The 17015-nt window shown below is 47.2% G+C and carries 16 protein-coding genes and 1 pseudogene; 11 read left to right on the top strand and 6 right to left on the bottom strand.

The genetic code is table 11. From position 1 onward, the window contains the following. Window positions 1-41 precede the first annotated feature (41 nt). The 4 genes and pseudogenes from HWQ39_RS23695 to HWQ39_RS23680 all read right to left on the bottom strand — a co-directional run bounded on the left by HWQ39_RS23695 (window position 42) and on the right by HWQ39_RS23680 (window position 5474). Window positions 42-1433 carry a malic enzyme-like NAD(P)-binding protein gene (locus HWQ39_RS23695; protein WP_292850331.1) on the bottom strand — a complete coding sequence of 464 codons (1392 nt, stop codon included), beginning with the start codon at window positions 1431-1433 and terminating at the stop codon, window positions 42-44. A 188-nt stretch (window positions 1434-1621) separates the two neighbouring features. Next, a pseudogene (locus tag HWQ39_RS23690) lies at window positions 1622-1762 on the bottom strand (Uma2 family endonuclease); the annotation flags it as partial. Between the two features lie 12 nt (window positions 1763-1774). Next, the gene (locus HWQ39_RS23685) at window positions 1775-3943 is read right to left on the bottom strand and encodes a PAS domain S-box protein (protein ID WP_292850329.1); all 2169 of its coding nucleotides are present in this window, start codon (window positions 3941-3943) and stop codon (window positions 1775-1777) included. Between the two features lie 562 nt (window positions 3944-4505). Beyond that, a complete protein-coding gene (locus HWQ39_RS23680) occupies window positions 4506-5474 on the bottom strand; it encodes an AraC family transcriptional regulator (RefSeq protein WP_292850326.1) in 969 nt (322 codons plus the stop codon). A gap of 277 nt (window positions 5475-5751) precedes the next feature. Here HWQ39_RS23680 and HWQ39_RS23675 point away from each other — a divergent pair, with 277 nt between their 5' ends. The 11 genes from HWQ39_RS23675 (at window position 5752) to HWQ39_RS23625 (ending at window position 14967) form a co-directional block, all read left to right on the top strand. After that, on the top strand, window positions 5752-6180 hold the full coding sequence (locus HWQ39_RS23675; RefSeq protein ID WP_366932296.1) for a cupin domain-containing protein: 429 nt from the start codon (window positions 5752-5754) through the stop codon (window positions 6178-6180). After that, window positions 6164-6301, top strand: a complete 138-nt coding sequence (locus HWQ39_RS23670; protein ID WP_236556818.1) for a hypothetical protein — start codon at window positions 6164-6166, stop codon at window positions 6299-6301. The genes HWQ39_RS23675 and HWQ39_RS23670 overlap by 17 nt, the downstream gene beginning before the upstream one ends. Beyond that, window positions 6294-6710 (top strand): cyclophilin-like fold protein, encoded by a 417-nt coding sequence (locus HWQ39_RS23665; protein ID WP_292850321.1) that lies wholly within the window; start codon window positions 6294-6296, stop codon window positions 6708-6710. The genes HWQ39_RS23670 and HWQ39_RS23665 overlap by 8 nt, the downstream gene beginning before the upstream one ends. Before the next feature lie 143 nt (window positions 6711-6853). Further along, the gene (locus HWQ39_RS23660) at window positions 6854-7351 is read left to right on the top strand and encodes a cupin domain-containing protein (protein ID WP_292850319.1); all 498 of its coding nucleotides are present in this window, start codon (window positions 6854-6856) and stop codon (window positions 7349-7351) included. 57 nt (window positions 7352-7408) lie between these two features. Then, complete coding sequence (locus HWQ39_RS23655) at window positions 7409-8182, top strand: SDR family oxidoreductase (protein WP_292850316.1); 774 nt, start codon at window positions 7409-7411, stop codon at window positions 8180-8182. 146 nt (window positions 8183-8328) lie between these two features. Then, window positions 8329-9420, top strand: a complete 1092-nt coding sequence (locus HWQ39_RS23650; protein WP_292850313.1) for an alpha/beta hydrolase — start codon at window positions 8329-8331, stop codon at window positions 9418-9420. Window positions 9421-9503: 83 nt separating this feature from the next. Next, window positions 9504-10229, top strand: coding sequence for an SDR family oxidoreductase (locus HWQ39_RS23645; protein WP_292850310.1), 726 nt, complete (start codon window positions 9504-9506; stop codon window positions 10227-10229). Window positions 10230-10374: 145 nt separating this feature from the next. Next, window positions 10375-11370: an aldo/keto reductase gene (locus HWQ39_RS23640; RefSeq protein ID WP_292850307.1), complete on the top strand. Its 996-nt coding sequence runs from the start codon at window positions 10375-10377 to the stop codon at window positions 11368-11370. Window positions 11371-11454: 84 nt separating this feature from the next. Further along, window positions 11455-12255, top strand: coding sequence for a carboxymuconolactone decarboxylase family protein (locus HWQ39_RS23635; RefSeq protein WP_292850304.1), 801 nt, complete (start codon window positions 11455-11457; stop codon window positions 12253-12255). Window positions 12256-12286: 31 nt separating this feature from the next. After that, entirely contained in the window at window positions 12287-13906 is a 1620-nt protein-coding gene (locus tag HWQ39_RS23630) for a Na+/H+ antiporter (RefSeq protein WP_292850301.1), read from the top strand. Between the two features lie 53 nt (window positions 13907-13959). Then, window positions 13960-14967: an aldo/keto reductase gene (locus tag HWQ39_RS23625; RefSeq protein WP_292850298.1), complete on the top strand. Its 1008-nt coding sequence runs from the start codon at window positions 13960-13962 to the stop codon at window positions 14965-14967. 501 nt (window positions 14968-15468) lie between these two features. On the opposite strand, the gene HWQ39_RS23620 is transcribed toward HWQ39_RS23625, so the two are convergent. Beyond that, window positions 15469-15909: a hypothetical protein gene (locus HWQ39_RS23620; protein WP_292850796.1), complete on the bottom strand. Its 441-nt coding sequence runs from the start codon at window positions 15907-15909 to the stop codon at window positions 15469-15471. A gap of 83 nt (window positions 15910-15992) precedes the next feature. Beyond that, complete coding sequence (locus HWQ39_RS23615) at window positions 15993-16847, bottom strand: DUF72 domain-containing protein (protein WP_292850295.1); 855 nt, start codon at window positions 16845-16847, stop codon at window positions 15993-15995. Window positions 16848-17015: the final 168 nt, after the last annotated feature.

Genomic DNA, 17015 nt, shown 5'->3' with positions numbered 1-17015 from the left:
CAATCACCAAATGGGGACGAGTGTATTTGGAAGTCCCTTAATTAGTTCCGAGCAATACCTTCTTCCCGCGCTGCACGTTGCACAGCAGCAGCAACAGCAGTGACGACACGCTCATCAAATACTGAAGGAATAATGTGTTCCCGATCCAAGTCTGAGGGCTTGACTAAGGAGGCGATCGCACTTGCGGCTTCTAAGTACATTTTGATGGTAATTGTCTGTGCCCGACAATCTAAAGCACCACGGAATACGCCAGGAAAAGCGAGGACATTATTGATTTGATTTGGGTAATCACTGCGACCGGTCGCAATGATAGCAACATCTTGACTGATTAATTCTGGCTGAATCTCTGGAATCGGATTTGCCATTGCAAACACAATTGGATCTTTGGCCATCGATTGCACCATTTCTGGTGTCAAAACTCCCGGTGCGCTGACTCCAATAAACACATCTGCCCCTTGCATTGCACCCGCTAATGTGCCCTGACCTTTCACCGCAAATTCGAGTTTTTCCTCTGTCAAATCGGTGCGACTGGTAGAGAGAATCCCTTTAGAGTCACACATCCAGATTTTTTCTGCCCCAGCTTTACGAAGTAACCGAGCGATCGCTACTCCCGCCGCCCCAGCACCATTAATCACAATCTTGATTTCTGCTAAGGATTTATGTACCAGTTTCAGCGAATTAAACAACGCTGCCAAGGTGACAATTGCTGTACCGTGCTGGTCATCGTGAAAAACTGGGATATCTAATTCTTGGCGTAATCTCTTTTCAATTTCAAAGCAGCGAGGTGCAGCAATATCCTCTAAATTCACTCCCCCAAACACCGGAGCGATATTCTTAACTGCTTGGATAATTTCTTCTGTATCTTGGGTAGCGAGACAGATGGGAAAAGCATCTAGCCCGGCAAATTCCTTGAACAGCATTGCTTTACCTTCCATTACTGGTAGGGCGGCGGCGGGGCCGAGATTTCCCAAACCCAAAACGGCACTACCATCGGTGACAATGGCAACAGTATTTTGTTTGATGGTTAAGTTGTAAACTTCTTCTGGATCTTGAGCGATCGCTGTACAAATGCGACCGACTCCGGGCGTGTAAGCCATTGCCAAATCGGAAACACTCTTCAGGGGAATTCTGCTGGTAATGCTGATTTTGCCACCACGATGCAAATTAAAGGTGCGATCGTAGACACTGAGTAACTTGATGTCTGGCAATGCTTTGACTGCTTGCACAATGGTTTCAGCGTGTTCAGTACTCGCAGCATCCACAGTCAGATCGCGGGTAGATTCTTTGCGGGTTTGCTCGATTAAATCAATTTGACCGAGATTACCGCCAGTGGTGGCGATCGCCTGTGTCACCGATGCCAACATCCCTATACGATTGGGAATCTGCAAGCGCAGTGTCAAACTAAAACTAGAATTCGGTGTGAGGTTTGCCATATTGATTTATGATTTTAAGTTTTAAATTTTATATTGAATTGAGACGAAAACTAAAATCTGAGCTTTCTAGTCAGTGGAAACAATTTTTATTTATACCAACGCGTCTACTAATATAAATGAGTAACAATTTAGTAATTGTACCCAAATACACCAGATATTTTTTAAAAATTTTATTGTCCCTTAGCTGGTTTATTTATCAACAGTAAAACATCAGACTGTGGTTCATTGTCTAAATCTAAGCGCACAGTAGGATTATCGCCTAGAGCTACGCCTGGGGTGAAAACTTGATACACTCCCAGCCAAGTAATTAACTGTCCATGAGGTTGACCGAGGTGTTTTAACTAGCCATCTCCCATAACTGATTTCAGTTCTTGAGACAGGGAATGTGTGTCTCTGAATGTAGAGGCAGGCAAGTACACTGTAAATTGAGTACCTCTGCCTACTTGACTATAAACATTGACAAAACCACCGTGATTTTTAATAATACCCAATGCCGTAGAAAGTCCTAAACCTGTACCTTTGCCTATCTCTTTAGTGGTGAAAAATGGTTCAAAAATCCGTTGCTGGACTTCCGACGACATCCCCATACCAGTATCCGTCACCACGATCGCAATATAAGAACCTACTTTCGCATTGATGTTTATCTGGGTAGAATGTTCGCCAATCACCAGATTTTCCGCCGCAATCCTTAAAATACCGCCATTGGGCATAGCATCGCGGGCGTTGATTACCAAGTTTATTAGCACCTGATGCAGTTGAGTAATGTCTCCACGAACATACCAGAGATTTTTCGGGATATCTATCTGGCAAACAATGGATTTGGGGAATGTTTGAGCGATAATTTGCTCAATTTCTGCCATCAATGGCTCAATTTGCACAATTATCCGTTTATCTTCAATACCCCGTGCAAAAGATAAGACTTGCTTGAGCAAATTAGCACCGCGTTTCACATTATTTTCTAAAGTTTGCAGTATTTGCTGACTCTGCGAATCGGGCAATTTCCTCTGCAACAGTTGAACTGACATTAAAATTGGAGATAGTATATTGTTGAGGTCATGGGCGATACCACCAGCTAGAGTACCGATACTCTCCAAACGTTGCGATCGCAGAAGTTGAGCTTCCAGTTGTTTTTGCTGCGTAATTTCGGTGTTCACACTCAAAATGGATTTGGGTTGTCCATTATGATGTCGGATCAGTGTCCACCGACTTTCAACGATAATTATTTTGCCTTCCCTGGTTAGTTGATGCAACTCACCCCGCCACTCACCTGTATTTATCACCCTCAAGTAAGCATCTTCTAACTCTGGTGAAATCTCTATATACAAAACTTGTAAAACATTTTCCCCCATAACTTCCTCAGCCTTCCAGCCATATAGACGTTCAGCACCTTGATTCCAAAATAAAATTTGGTTGTGGATATTTCGCACCAGAATCGCGTCAGTTGATACATCCAGCAGCGCTGCTTGTTCGCGGATTTTCTGTTCTGCCTGTTTTTGCTGGGTTATATCTCGCGTCAGTGCCAAATAGATGAACGTGCCATCAGATTCGTTACGCAGTGGTACAGCATGAGTTTCCATGTAGCGATGAGTACCTTGAAATCCCACGATTTCAAACTCCAAAGTCCCCTTATTACCTTGGCAGACACTTTTATGCAGGTCGGCAAAGGCGGCTTTATACTCTGGTAAAATTACAGCATCAATTGGTTTACCAATTAATACATCAGCACTTTCCACTTCCATTATTGCCAACCCTTCTGCATTAATTTCTAAAAGGGTGCCATCTCTGGCAATTAACTGGATGCATTCTGGTTCTGCATCTATCATCGCTCGTAAACGATTTTCGCTTTGGCGTAAGGCCAGTTCCGTTTGCTGAAGTTGCCTGATATAACGCCACAACAAATCATATAGCAGCGCCACCAGCACCAAATCCACAATAGCAGCGATAAAAAATGTCACTATTGCCTTTTGAGAACTTGCTTGTGACTGCTGCATCTCTTGGTGTAACAACTTTTGCTCTGCTTTTAAAGAGTCGTGAATCAGTTGTTGGATTTCTTTACCGATTTGCCGATCTCGATCGGATAAGATTAGTTGCCGAACTGCTTCTAATTCCTGGTTTTGTCTGAGGTAAATTTCTTGTTGGAGAATTTTCAGCCTGGTGGTAATTTTTGGTTCCAGCAAAGAAATCCACTGCTGCTTTTGATGATTTTTAGCAGTTAGCTTAGTGAGAATCTGAATATTGCTATTAGTTTGTTGATCAGCTGCAAGATAGGTTTTTAGATCATCTGCATCTGCTGTAATTAGATAATTACGTTGTGCAGTTTCAGTATCTTTAAGTGCAAATTGGATACTTTCAACTTGGGTAATAAATTGATATGAGTCTGTTACCCGTTGCTGATTGTGAATCAGCTTCACAGTGTTGCTATATGAAACTACAGCATTAGTAAATATAACTGCCAATGCTAGGACAAATATTGCTTTTAGCTTTTGGACTCGATACCATTTTTTGCTCATGCGATCGCCCCTTCTGCCGCAGATTACCTCCATTAGTTAAGATTAAAGATTAAAAACAAATACTGAGAATATTTTAAAGATTCTGATAACATTGGTAGCAAAATACAATCTAATATAGTTGTAAATATCTGGATTTTTTGGGATGATGATTTATACATAATAGTCACAAATAAATCCGCTAATTTTTAATATAAATTCATTGAAAGCGACGGGAAACTCCATCCCGCAAGTGGCGCGGAGAGGGATAGTCGCCCCGTCGTTTGGGGCAAACAGGGCATTGAAAGAGGCAGAGGGGCGGGGTGCGGGGGGCGGAGGGGAAAACTCTTATCCCCTGCTCCCAGCAAGAATTGCCTTATCCCAACGATAATTATTTACGCCGACCTACTTAATAGACATCTCGAGAAATTAAATATGCGTTACCCATAACCCTTGTAGAGACAGCGATTCATTGCATCTCTTGACTTCGAACGTTGAGACTGTTGGGAAATGGTGCAATTGCGATCGCAACAAGTCGTTTTCTCCATGATGCGGCAAAAAGGTACGCAACAGTTTTCTGAATTCTTCAATATATTGAACTAGCAGTCTCCCTAGCAGCTTCTCGCAGCCGCTCCACATCGCGCATTGGTGGCGCACCAAAGAGCCGCTTGTACTCTCGGTTGAAGTGCGAGGCATCATCATACCCTACTCGATAAGCAGCACTGGTAGCGTCAAGGTTTTCCCCCAGCATCAGACGGCGAGCCTCCTGGAGCCGCAGTTGCTTCTGGAACTGCAAGGGACTCATTGCCGTGACAGACTTGAAGTGATGGTGAAAGCCCGAAACACTCATTCCCATTTCTCGGGCGATGTTTTCAATCTTGATCGGCTCGTTAAAGTCTTTACGAAGTCGCTCGACGGCTCTGGCGATGTGGTAAGTATAGCCACCGAGAACTGCAATATGACGGAGCCGATTACCTTGCTCTCCCATCAGGAGTCGGTAAATGATTTCCCGCTTAATCAGTGGTGCGAGAACATGAGCTTCCGCAGGGGAATCTAAAAGCCTGACAAGCCGCACCACAGCGTCCAACAGATTTGCATTCAACGGACTTACGTTGATCGCTTTCACATCACCAGAGTTGCGCGATGAGGGATACCCTGCCTCAACCATCACTGAACCAACAAGGGTGGGGTCGAGATCGAGGCGCAGGCTAAGATACGGTTGCGCCTGGGACGCTTCCAGAATTTGGCTGGCAATCGGTAGTTCGACCGTACCCAGCAGATAATGCATCGGGTCGTACTGATAGCGATCGCTACCCAGAAGAACTTCTTTGCTGCCCTGAGCGATCGCACAAAAGGCAGGGATAGAGACACTATGAAGGCATTCCGAAGGCGAGGAGGCGCGATTGAAGTGCAAACCTTTCATTGGCTCAATCGTCCCATCATGACGAATCGCCTGGGCAATCCGCTCAGTCAGTTCGTCTCTGTAGGCTTGCGCTCTGTCTGCCTCGCGCTTTGCCTGCGGGTTGTTCATTAAATTGATATTGGCAGTGTTCATTTCTAAGTTTGCAGGATTGTACAACAATCTTAGACGATCGTCCTATTGCTTGCCCTTGAAAATGCTTAATATGAAGCTAAAGCAAGGAAAAATGATTTCAGCTTCTTATAGGCACTCTGCATTTTTATTCAAGATAAAACTCAGTTTTGATTGGGCAAGAGACTTGCCTACTAGCCATCAAAATGGCATCAAGGCTAACCTTGCTACTTAAAAAATCCATCCCTATTGATAGAGAAGCGATAAGTGCTCAATCTCTACGATTGGGACAGCCGCCCAAATGGCATCAAGTGAAGGAATTAAGAAAATGGACATTAAACGAAGTGGCTCGCAGCCTTCCGCCAAAGGGCAGGCTGAGTATTTTACCGGCACTGTCCGCGTTGACCCCCTGTTCGAGGCACACGAGCCAGCACGCACGTCTGGTGCCAGTGTCACGTTTGAGCCTGGTGCTAGGACAGCATGGCACACCCACCCATTGGGACAAACCCTAATCGTGACGGCTGGCTGTGGACTTATACAGCGATGGGGCGGTGCGATCGAGGAAATTCGACCGGGAGACGCGATCTGGATCTCGTCGGGTGAGAAGCATTGGCACGGTGCTACAGCAACCACGTCCATGACGCACATCGCCATTCAGGAATGGCTCGACGGCAAGCCTGTGGACTGGCTGGAGCATGTCAGCGACGAGCAGTATGAAGGAATATCTTAATGCTTTTGAGATGGTTTTCCATCAAGGGGAAAAACTGCCAGCAGAGAATGCTGATTTTGGTTCTCGCCCTAGTGATGTCCCTGAGTTACTCAGCCTGCCGTGCCGACAACAGTATGACTAGCAGTGCCTCGTTGAAGATGCCGACTGAAATATCAACCAAGCAGGCAGACAGGATGAAAATAAACATCAAGGCCAAAGATAAAGTAGTTACAGCCACTTTAATCGACAGCAAAACTACTCAGGATTTTATTTCCCTGCTGCCATTAACGCTGACGTTAGAAGATCACGCGAGAACCGAAAAAGTCAGCGATCTGCCAAAAAAATTATCTACAGAAGATGCACCCCCAGGCAGCGATCCTGCTGTTGGAGATATTGCTTATTACGCTCCTTGGGGAAATTTAGCGATATATTATCGAGATTTTGAATACTCAAACGGACTCGCGATCCTCGGAAAAATAGACGGTGGCATCGAGGCATTGAATGTTCCTGGCTCTGTAGAAGTGACAATCGAGCTTGTCCAATCGCAATAAAGAGGGCGACAGGCAGATCACCCTCCTGAGGCGATGGGTCAAGGAACTCAGAACATTTCGCCCCATACCCAATGCAAGTGATATCCAGGTCAGTCCATCTTCCCTAGAGATTGTTTAGTAAAAACTGAAAGTTGGAGACGGAAATGAAACTCCTTGCGACAACTATCGTGTCATTTTCCCTGCTTACTTTGGCGTTTAATAGTGCGGGTCAGACACAAGTCTCATCAGACAATGGCACACGGATAGTGGAGATTACTCGGAAAGGTTCGCAGCCTTCTACTAGAGGATCAACCGAATATTTCACAGGTTCCGTCCGCATCGATTCCCTGTTTTCAGCACGCGACCCGTCACGCACGGCTGGCGCTAGTGTAACCTTCGAGCCTGGTGCTAGGACAGCATGGCACACCCATCCATTAGGACAGACCCTGATTGTGACTGCTGGGTCTGGTTATGTCCAGCAATGGGGCGGACAAATTCAGGAAATCAGACCAGGTGATGTTGTCCGAATTGCGCCCGGACTGAAACACTGGCACGGAGCTACAGCCACCACAGCCATGACGCACATTGCCATTCACGAAGAACTCAATGGCAAACCTGTGGACTGGCTGGAGCATGTCAGCGACGAGCAATATCCCAACTGATCTCCGCATCTAGTGGTTTTAAGACCTTGTTAGGTAAAGAATTGAAGGAAAAAAATTATGACAACGAACGAAAATGGAAAGTACACAGGAAAAGTTGCGTTTGTGACTGGAGCCGCGAACGGCATTGGTAGAGCTACGGCGCTGGCATTTGCCCGTGAGGGCGCTAATGTAGTGGTCGCTGACATTTCAGAACAGGGCAATCAAGAAACGGCCCGCACGATCGAAGAACTCGGCGGACGAGTGCTTGCCGTCAAGTGCGATGTGACGCGAACCGAGGACGTGAAGGCGGCTCTTTCCAAGACCATTGAGACCTTCGGGCGGCTGGACTTTGCCTTCAACAACGCCGGTGTGGAGCAGAAGAATGTAGCAACAGCGGAAATCAAAGAGGAAGAATGGGATCGGATCGTAGACATCGACCTGCGCGGCGTTTTTCTGTGCATGAAGTATGAAATTCCGCTGCTACTCAAGCAAGGGGGTGGCGCGATCGTGAACACATCATCGGGTGCCGGGGTCATAGGCATTAAGGGCGGAGCCGCATACACCGCCGCAAAACACGCCGTGATTGGACTCACTAAGTCGGCGGCTCTCGACTACGCCTCGCAGAACATCCGCGTCAATGCCGTTGCCCCCGGTTACATTGACACACCGATGATGGTTCGCTTCACTGGTGGCACTGCTGAAGGAAAGGAGAAGGTGATTGCGGAGGAGCCGGTCGGAAGGATGGGTCAGCCTGAAGAGATCGCCAATGCCGTCCTCTGGCTGTGTTCGGATGCGGCTGCCTTCGTCGTCGGACACACCTTAGTCGTCGATGGCGGTCAAACGGTGCAGTGAGCTTCGTCGCCAACCGTGACGCCGTTGTGGGGAAAGCTTGAACAAGGATGTGCGCTACGGCTTCGTCATCGACATGGCCCCGCTGAAGGCAGACGCACCAAACCGAAGCTAACCCGCTAAATAAACCCACACATACGGAGAACTCAATGAAACACCTCGTTCTAATACCAACCCTCTTGATTGGTGCAACCTACGCAACGGTGGCATTTGGGCTCGACAAAACACACGTCTCGCGTCAAAGTCCCCAAGCACCTGTACAGCAGTCCTCTGTGGTCGCGGGAGCGGACAACTTCTATAAGAGCGACAAGGTTACTGTGCAGAAAGTTACGTTCAAAAACCAATACAATATGCAGGTTGCCGGGAATCTCTTCATTCCCAAAACTTTGAATCAGAACGCCAAGAATCCGGCAATCATTGTCGGGCACCCAATGGGCGCAGTCAAAGAACAGAGCGCAAATCTGTATGCCCAAAAGCTGGCTGACCAGGGATTTGTCACCTTGTCCCTCGATTTGTCCTTCTGGGGCGAAAGTGAAGGGCAGCCCCGCAACGTTGTTTCGCCGGATATTTATGCCGAGGATTTTAGTGCTGCGGTCGATTTTCTAGGCACTCGGCCATTCGTTGACAGAAACCGGATTGGCGTTCTTGGGATTTGCGGCAGTGGGAGCTTCGTGATCAGCGCCGCCAAGATTGACCCGCGGATGAAGGCCATTGCAACGGTAAGCATGTACGACATGGGTGCGGCCAGCCGTAACGGGCTTGGGCATTCTACGACCCTCGAACAGAGAAAGAAAGCGATCGCAGAGGCGGTTGACCAACGCTATGCCCAGTTCACGGGCGGCGAAACCAAATACACTGGCGGGACGGTGCATGAACTGAACGAGAACTCCACCGCCATTGAGCGTGAGTTTTACGACTTCTACCGCACTTCCAGAGGCGAACACACCCCCAAAGGTTCGTCGCCGAAGCTGACAACGCACCCGACGCTTACCAGCAACGTCAAATTCATGAACTTTTACCCGTTCGATGATATTGAGACGATTTCGCCTCGTCCCATGCTGTTCATCACGGGTGACAATGCACATTCCAGGGAGTTCAGCGAAGATGCCTACAAGCGCGCAGCCGAGCCAAAGGATCTCTACATCGTTCCGAGTGCGGGACATGTCGATTTGTATGACCGGGTGAACCTTATCCCCTGGGACAAGCTTCAGTCCTTCTTCAATCAGCATCTCAGTCGGTAAGCGAGCAACTGGGCAAGTCCGAAGAAAGCGGAACTCAGTAGTTACTCAACAAAAAGAGGAATAAGATGATTAAAGACAAAGTTGTGATTATTACCGGCGCATCATCAGGGATTGGTGAAGCAAGTGCAAAATTGCTTGCAAGCAAAGGCGCTAAAGTCGTATTGGGCGCACGACGCGAGCAACAATTGAGACAACTGGTTGATGAAATTCAAACAGCTGGCGGTCAAGCAGTCTATCAAGTGATGGATGTGGTTAACCCATCTGATAACGCCCAGATCGTCAAGCTTGCCAAGGAAACATTTGGAGGCGTCGATGTTATTTTCTTGAACGCTGGCATCATGCCCACTTCTCCACTTTCTGCACTGAAAACTGATGAATGGAATCAAACGGTTGATATCAATATCAAGGGTGTACTCAATGGTATTGCTGCTGTGTTGCCAACATTTGTTAGCCAAAAGTCTGGGCATGTTATCGCAACTTCATCGGTTGCTGGATTAAAAGCTTATCCAGGTGGTGCGATCTACGGTGGGACGAAATGGTTTGTACGCAATTTCATGGAAGTTCTACGCATGGAGTCTGCCCAAGAAAGGACTAACATTCGTACTGCGACAATTTACCCTGCCGCAATTAACACTGAGTTGTTAGATCAGATTACTGACCAAGATGCGGCTGAAAAAATGACAGCGTTGTATAAGCAATATGGCATCTCACCGGATCGAGTAGCCAATGTTGTGGCGTTTGCGATTGACCAGCCAGAAGACACAAACGTGAACGAATTTACGATTGGCCCAACCACGCAGCCTTGGTAAGGATAGTGCTGGTGGTTAGACTGAGTGCGATCGCGTGCCGGAGGCATATCGCCTGCTCAAGTCCGATGTGAAGTACCGCTTCGCGATCGATATGTCTTCCCTTAGATATAAATAACCGAGGTGAAACCTCAAAGGAGAAATCAAAATGCAAACGCGCAAACTTGGAAACAGCAATTTAGAAGTCTCGGCGATCGGGCTGGGCTGCATGGGAATGAGCTTTAGCTATGGTCCGGCTATGGACAAGCAGGAAGCAATTGCCCTAATCCGAGCGGCTGTTGCTCGCGGTGTAACATTTTTCGATACTGCTGAAGTTTATGGTCCATTTACAAACGAAGAACTCGTCGGCGAAGCCCTTGCTCCCGTCCGCGACCGAGTGGTAATTGCTACTAAGTTCGGGTTCAAACCCGCTGCCAACGGCGAATCGAGGTGGAGTGAGTTGGATAGCCGACCGGAACACATCAAGGAAGCCGTCGAGGGTTCGCTCAAACGACTCAAAGTTGAGGCGATCGACCTGCTATATCAACATCGGGTTGACCCAAACGTGCCAATTGAAGATGTAGCCGGAGCGGTGAAGGAGCTAATTCAAGAAGGTAAGGTTAAGCACTTTGGTCTTTCGGAAGCAGGTGTACAAACCATTCGTCGTGCCCACGCCGTTCAGACTGTAACAGCACTCCAGAGCGAATACTCGTTGTGGTGGAGGGAGCCTGAAGCGGAAGTGATACCGACCCTGGAGGAACTCGGAATTGGGTTTGTTCCTTTTAGTCCTTTGGGTAAGGGCTTCCTCACGGGGAAGATCGACGAGAACACCAAGCTGGATGAGTCCGACTTCCGCAACACCATCCCTCGCTTCACGTCCGAGGCCCGGAAGGCGAACCAAGCACTGGTCGATCTGCTCGGCAGCATGGCAGAACCAAAGCAGGCGACACCGGCTCAGATCGCACTTGCTTGGCTACTGGCTCAGAAGCCGTGGATTGTGCCGATTCCGGGTACCACGAAGCTACATCGCCTAGAAGAGAACATTGGGGCAGCCTCAGTCGAACTCACACCCGCCGATCTGCGTGACATTGATGACGCTGCCTCCCAGATCGCGGTGCAAGGGGCGCGGTATCCCGAAAAGATGGAGCAAATGACGGGTCGCTAAAACGCTGTCCAGAAGAGTTGGAAAAAAGAACGGGTTTGTAAACGGAATCGTTAACCACAGAACTTTGGCTCAAAGGAGTTAAGTATGACTAATACACCGCAAAAGGACAGAACTCAATCCTCACAGAAGATCAGTGAAGCAGCCCACAAAAATCACGAAGAACTGTTTCCAAACTACAAATCGACCCTGAAAGTAACTGACCCTGAACTGATCGAAGTGTTTGATAACTTCGCCTTCGATGAAGTGATTGCTCATAGTAAGCTGGATACAAAGACAAGAGTGATGCTGATTCTGGCATCTATCATTGGCTCTCAGGCTGTGAGCGAATTCAAAGTAATGGTGGGCGCTGCACTCAATGTCGGAGTAACGCCTATCGAAATCAAAGAGATTGTGTATCAGGCGGTGCCTTATGTGGGTATGGCAAAAGCATTTGACTTTATCCATACCACGAATGAAGTGCTGACGAGTCGGGGCATTCAATTACCTTTAGAAGGGCAATCGACCACCAGCCCGGAAACCCGCTACGACAAAGGGCTGGCAGTACAGAAAGCCATATTCGGCGAGGCGATCGATCGAATGTATGAGCGATCGCCTAAAGACCAGCTACACATTCAAAGGTTTCTGTCTGCCAATTGCTTTGGCGATTATTACACCCGCAATGGCGTAGACATCAAAGTTAGGGAGCTGATTACACTGTCCATTCTCATTGCCCTGGGCGGGGTTGAATCACAAATCAAGGGGCACATTCAAGGCAATCTGAATGTCGGAAACGGCAAAGACATACTACTGGATCTAATTACACAATTGTTGCCTTGGGTGGGATATCCTCGAACACTGAATGCTTTGCAATGCTTAAATGAAGTCGTGAATAAACCCAACTCTTAATCACGTTACTCCTCTCTTCAACACCGGCTTCATGCAAGACATCTTCATTCAATATATTTGCCTGATCTTGATCATTCTCGGATTGGTCATGATTGCGAATAAGCTGCGACTGGCTTATCCGATCGTGCTTGTACTGGGCGGACTCGCGCTGAGTTTCATCGCTCCGTTTTCAAATATCACCATTAACCCAGAGCTAGTTTTCCTGATCTTTCTTCCACCCTTGCTGTATGAAGCAGCGTGGCAAGTCTCGTGGAAAGAATTCTGGAAATGGCGAGGGCTAATCATCGGGTTTGCTTTTCCGATCGTCATCTTAACGTCATGCGTAATTGCAGTGGTCTCCAATGCGCTGATTCCCGGTTTTACTCTAGCGATGGGCTTTCTGTTGGGTGGCATTATCTCACCGCCTGATGCCGTTTCTGCGACGACGATTATGCGGCGGGTCAACGTGCCGAAATCCCTGGTCAGCCTTGTCGAAGGCGAAAGCTTGCTTAACGATGCCTCGTCGCTGATTGTGTTTCGTTTCGCGTTGGCGGCAGTTCTCACCGGACAGTTTCAATTTCAAGCAGCAGCCGTCAACTTCGTTTTCGTGATTTTAACGGGAATCGCGATCGGTCTGGTTGTGGGATTGATTTTCTATGGCATTCATCGTTTATTACCCACAACGTCCAGCATCGAAATTGTCCTAACCCTGGTTACGCCTTACTGTATGTATTATGCTGCTGAACACTTTCACTGTTCAGGCGTGCTAGCGGTCGTAAGTGGTGGATTGCTCTTATCCAGCAAGCGCGATCGTTTTCTGAGTTACCAAAGCCGGATTGAAAGCGTAAATGTATGGGCGAATCTGGTCTTTGTTTTGAACGGGCTGATTTTTTTGCTCATCGGACTCGAATTGCCGTTTGTCGTCCGGCAGCTTGGAAACATTAGTTTAGGCAGTGCCGTTGGGTATGGATTAATCATCGCGATCGTGCTGATCGGAACAAGGCTGCTTTGCACACTAGGAACTTCTGTTTTGATGAGAGTCATGAGCCGCTTTATCACGGTGTCAGACCCGAATCCAGGATGGAGAGGCCCGCTGATTTTCGGTTGGGTGGGAATGCGCGGTGTGGTATCGCTAGCATCCGCACTTTCCGTCCCGCTCCTCACTCAAGCCGGACAGCCATTTCCCTACCGTGAGCTAATTCTCTTCATCACGTTTATCGTCATTCTAATCACCCTGGTTTTTCAAGGGTTAACGCTTCCCTGGCTGATCCGCACAGTAAACCTCAAAGATAGGTTCACCCTCATCCCTGAGCAACACCAGCAGATCATCATTCAAAAGAAATTAGCACTGGCTTCGCTTCGATTTTTGGAAGAAAAATACAGCGAAGAGCGGGCGCGAAACGAACACTTGGATAATCTGTTCTCGAAGCTTGAAATCGATCTGAAGGTTTTTGATCGCGAACTCTCTGAATCAAATCTCGCTTGGCAAAACTCATTAAAAGACTATCAATCCATTTACCTGGAAGTGCTGGAGCGACGACGAGATTTACTGAACAAAATGAATCGCCGTGCCGAGTTTGATGAAGCGTTGCTCAGGAAGTATCTTTTATTGACCGACGTGGAAGAATTCAGAGTCCGGGAGATAGGTGCACAAGAATCCGGCACCGAGTGAGAGGAAACGATCAACGGTAAACAATATCAGTTATACATTAAAGGAAAAAAACAATGCAAAAGCGCAAACTGGGGAACAGCAATCTAGAAGTCTCGGCCATTGGACTGGGCTGTATGGGAATGAGCTTTTCTTATGGCCCACCCAAAGACATACAGGAAATGACCGCCCTTTTGGGAGCCGCCATCGATCGCGGCATTACATTCTTTGACACCGCCGAAGTCTACGGCCCGTTCACCAACGAAGAGCTTGTGGGCGAAGCCCTTGCTCCCTTCCGTGGACAAGTGGTGATTGCCACCAAATTCGGGTTTGATATTAATCCTAATTCCGATCCGCGCGGAATGACGGGTGCGCCCGGATTGAATAGCCGACCGGAGCATATCAAGGAAGCCGTGGAGGGTTCGCTCAAGCGACTCAAGGTCGAGACAATCGACCTGCTCTATCAGCACCGAGTTGACCCGAACGTGCCGATCGAAGACGTAGCAGGAGCGGTGAAGGAACTGATTCAGTCAGGTAAGGTGAAGCACTTTGGACTCTCGGAAGCAGGAGTGCAAACGATCCGTCGCGCCCACGCGGTTCAGCCTGTGACGGCACTCCAGAGCGAATACTCGCTGTGGACGAGAACTCCTGAAAAGGAAGTGATACCGACCCTTGAGGAACTCGGAATCGGCTTTGTCCCTTACAGCCCGTTGGGTAAGGGCTTTCTCACTGGCAAGATCGACGAAAGCACGACCTTCGACAGTTCCGATTTTCGCAGCACCTTGCCTCGCTTCACGCCAGAAGCTCTCAAGACGAATCAAGCGCTGATTAATCTGCTCGGCAGCATCGCAGAACAGAAGCAGGCGACACCTGCTCAGATTGCGATCGCCTGGCTGCTGGCCCAGAAGCCGTGGATTGTTCCGATCCCAGGCACCACAAAACTGCATCGCTTGGACGAAAACATCGGCGCAGTCTCAGTCGAGCTCACGCCCGACGATCTGCGTGATATCGATGACGCCGCCTCCAAAATCGCGGTGCAAGGAGCTAGATACCCCGAAAAGCTGGAGCAAATGACTGGTCGTTGAACGGTAAAAAATGTGTTCTATAGTTCAATACAGTTCAGAATGAGCAACAAAACTCTTGTAGAGAATGCGATTTATCGCGTCTCGAAAACCCAAAATTGTTGCCAGTAGCCCTTAACCCAAGCGTATTGTTCTTAGCTAAGAAATCTAGAATAATCAAGTTTTCTCTCAGCCAAAGCCTGCTGCAAACACAACCCGGTTCGTTATTATGCTGACAATTGCGGAAATGGCATTCTTGCGCCAAGGTTTCGATGTCTGCAAAAGTTTCTTGCAAACCTAGTTTTCATGTATTTGAACCACATCTGTCGTCAGGGCACAGCAATGCTGTGCCCCTACCGTGTGGTCTATTTACCTGAAAATAGCTGTGAATTCAGGACTTACAGCAGATTTCAGGTAAATCAGGTACAAAGTTTACTAAAAAAGTCATATACCAAAAGATTTTCAACCCAGTTAAGAGTTCCCTGTCCCCTGCTGTATACCATGTCTGACTCACTTCTACCTTTTTCAAATAGCTCTTTGCCCCACATGTCGCCCATCAAACCCCTGCTTAATCCAACTCAAACATTCATATTCGGATTTGAATAACTTTGGAGCTGCAATATTATTCAATAACTCTGGTGGGTAATGGTCATAAAAATATTTGTCTTCTTCTTGAAAAATAATAATCAAATTATTTCGATAAATATAGCGAGACTTAAAACTATCTCCCCGATGAACAAACTCCGAATTTTGATCGATATGCTCTTTAGCAATATCAATGATGTTACTAATACTGCTTCCATAAAGACCTACTGGGTTTTCTACTTTATGAAATTTGCTCCTGTGAGCAATTTCAGATATTAAGTTATACGAATAAATCTCGTAATTATCTGCTTTGCTAAAAACAAATGGAATGATGAGATATCCTTTATATGAGACTGATTTTTCATAAAGAAGACGACTCATCTCAACCTCCTTTGCTAAAACTGATTTTAAAAAATTCGCTTTCACAGAAAAGTGTTACAACACCAATTATCTACTAAATATACTCACCATAAACTGAGTTGATTAGGGGGATGCTCAAGGTTATTCCAAGGTAGGGGTGGAACTGATGTCCCACTTTGTTCCAATAGCTGTTGGAAGTGACGGGCTGTGCTGGGCGATCGCGCTTCTATTGGACAATGGACAAAGAAATAAATTCGCACTCCCATCTCTAACCATTGCTGAATCTGTCTTACCCACTCTTCCATAAATGGCTGATTCACTGATAAATTCGGATGAGAAATAAACCGAATCAGAGTAAAAGGTGCTGTCACACTCAATTGCAACGGTAATTTAGGTTTACGTCGTTCCGATTGCAATTGTGGGTCATCATCTCCACTATAAATGGGGCGCGAATCTAATAATACTCGTCCTACACTTAACTTTTCTAAAAGTGCCGTCAAATTACTAGCATGGGGTTCCTGGAACCAGTCGGGATGCCGAACTTCCAGCGCTAGGGGTACTTCTGTATGCGGCCAAGCTTCCAGAAAGTTGGTCAAATCGTCAAGTAATGCAGGTGCATAACTGGGTGGTAACTGAGCAAAGATTGGGCCAAGATGCTTACCTAAAGGGCGCATCCCCTCCAGAAATTTTAAAGCAGCCGGAATATAAGGTTGTAGCAAACCTTGATGGGTAATATCTCGTGGTAATTTTAGACAAAATTCAAAACCTGCTGGTGTTTCGGCAGCCCAACGGGTTACAGTTTCTTGGTTAGGCACGGCATAAAAGGTAGTGTTACCTTCTACAGTGGTGAAGCGACGACTGTAGAGATGGAGAAAATCGGCAGTGCGAGTGCCTTGGGGATAGAGTTCGCCCACCCAACCTTTATATGCCCAAACAGCACAACCGATAAAAAAGTTCACAGTGCTTAAAAGCCTTGATGTATCATCACATTCAATTTTACAGGTAGGTTGTAGGCATAGATCAGACTAGTACCGCAAGGCGGAAGTCATGCATTCAAAAGGTTCATATATCAAGGCTTGTATCTATTTGAAATGGTATATTTATTTACGCCGTGCTGTACTAGGTTA

The sequence above is a fragment of the Nostoc sp. NMS8 genome, from assembly GCF_017115045.1.
GTDB lineage: Bacteria > Cyanobacteriota > Cyanobacteriia > Cyanobacteriales > Nostocaceae > Nostoc.
The sequence above is the reverse complement of the archived record's forward strand: the minus strand, read 5'-3'. Positions and strand labels throughout refer to the sequence as shown.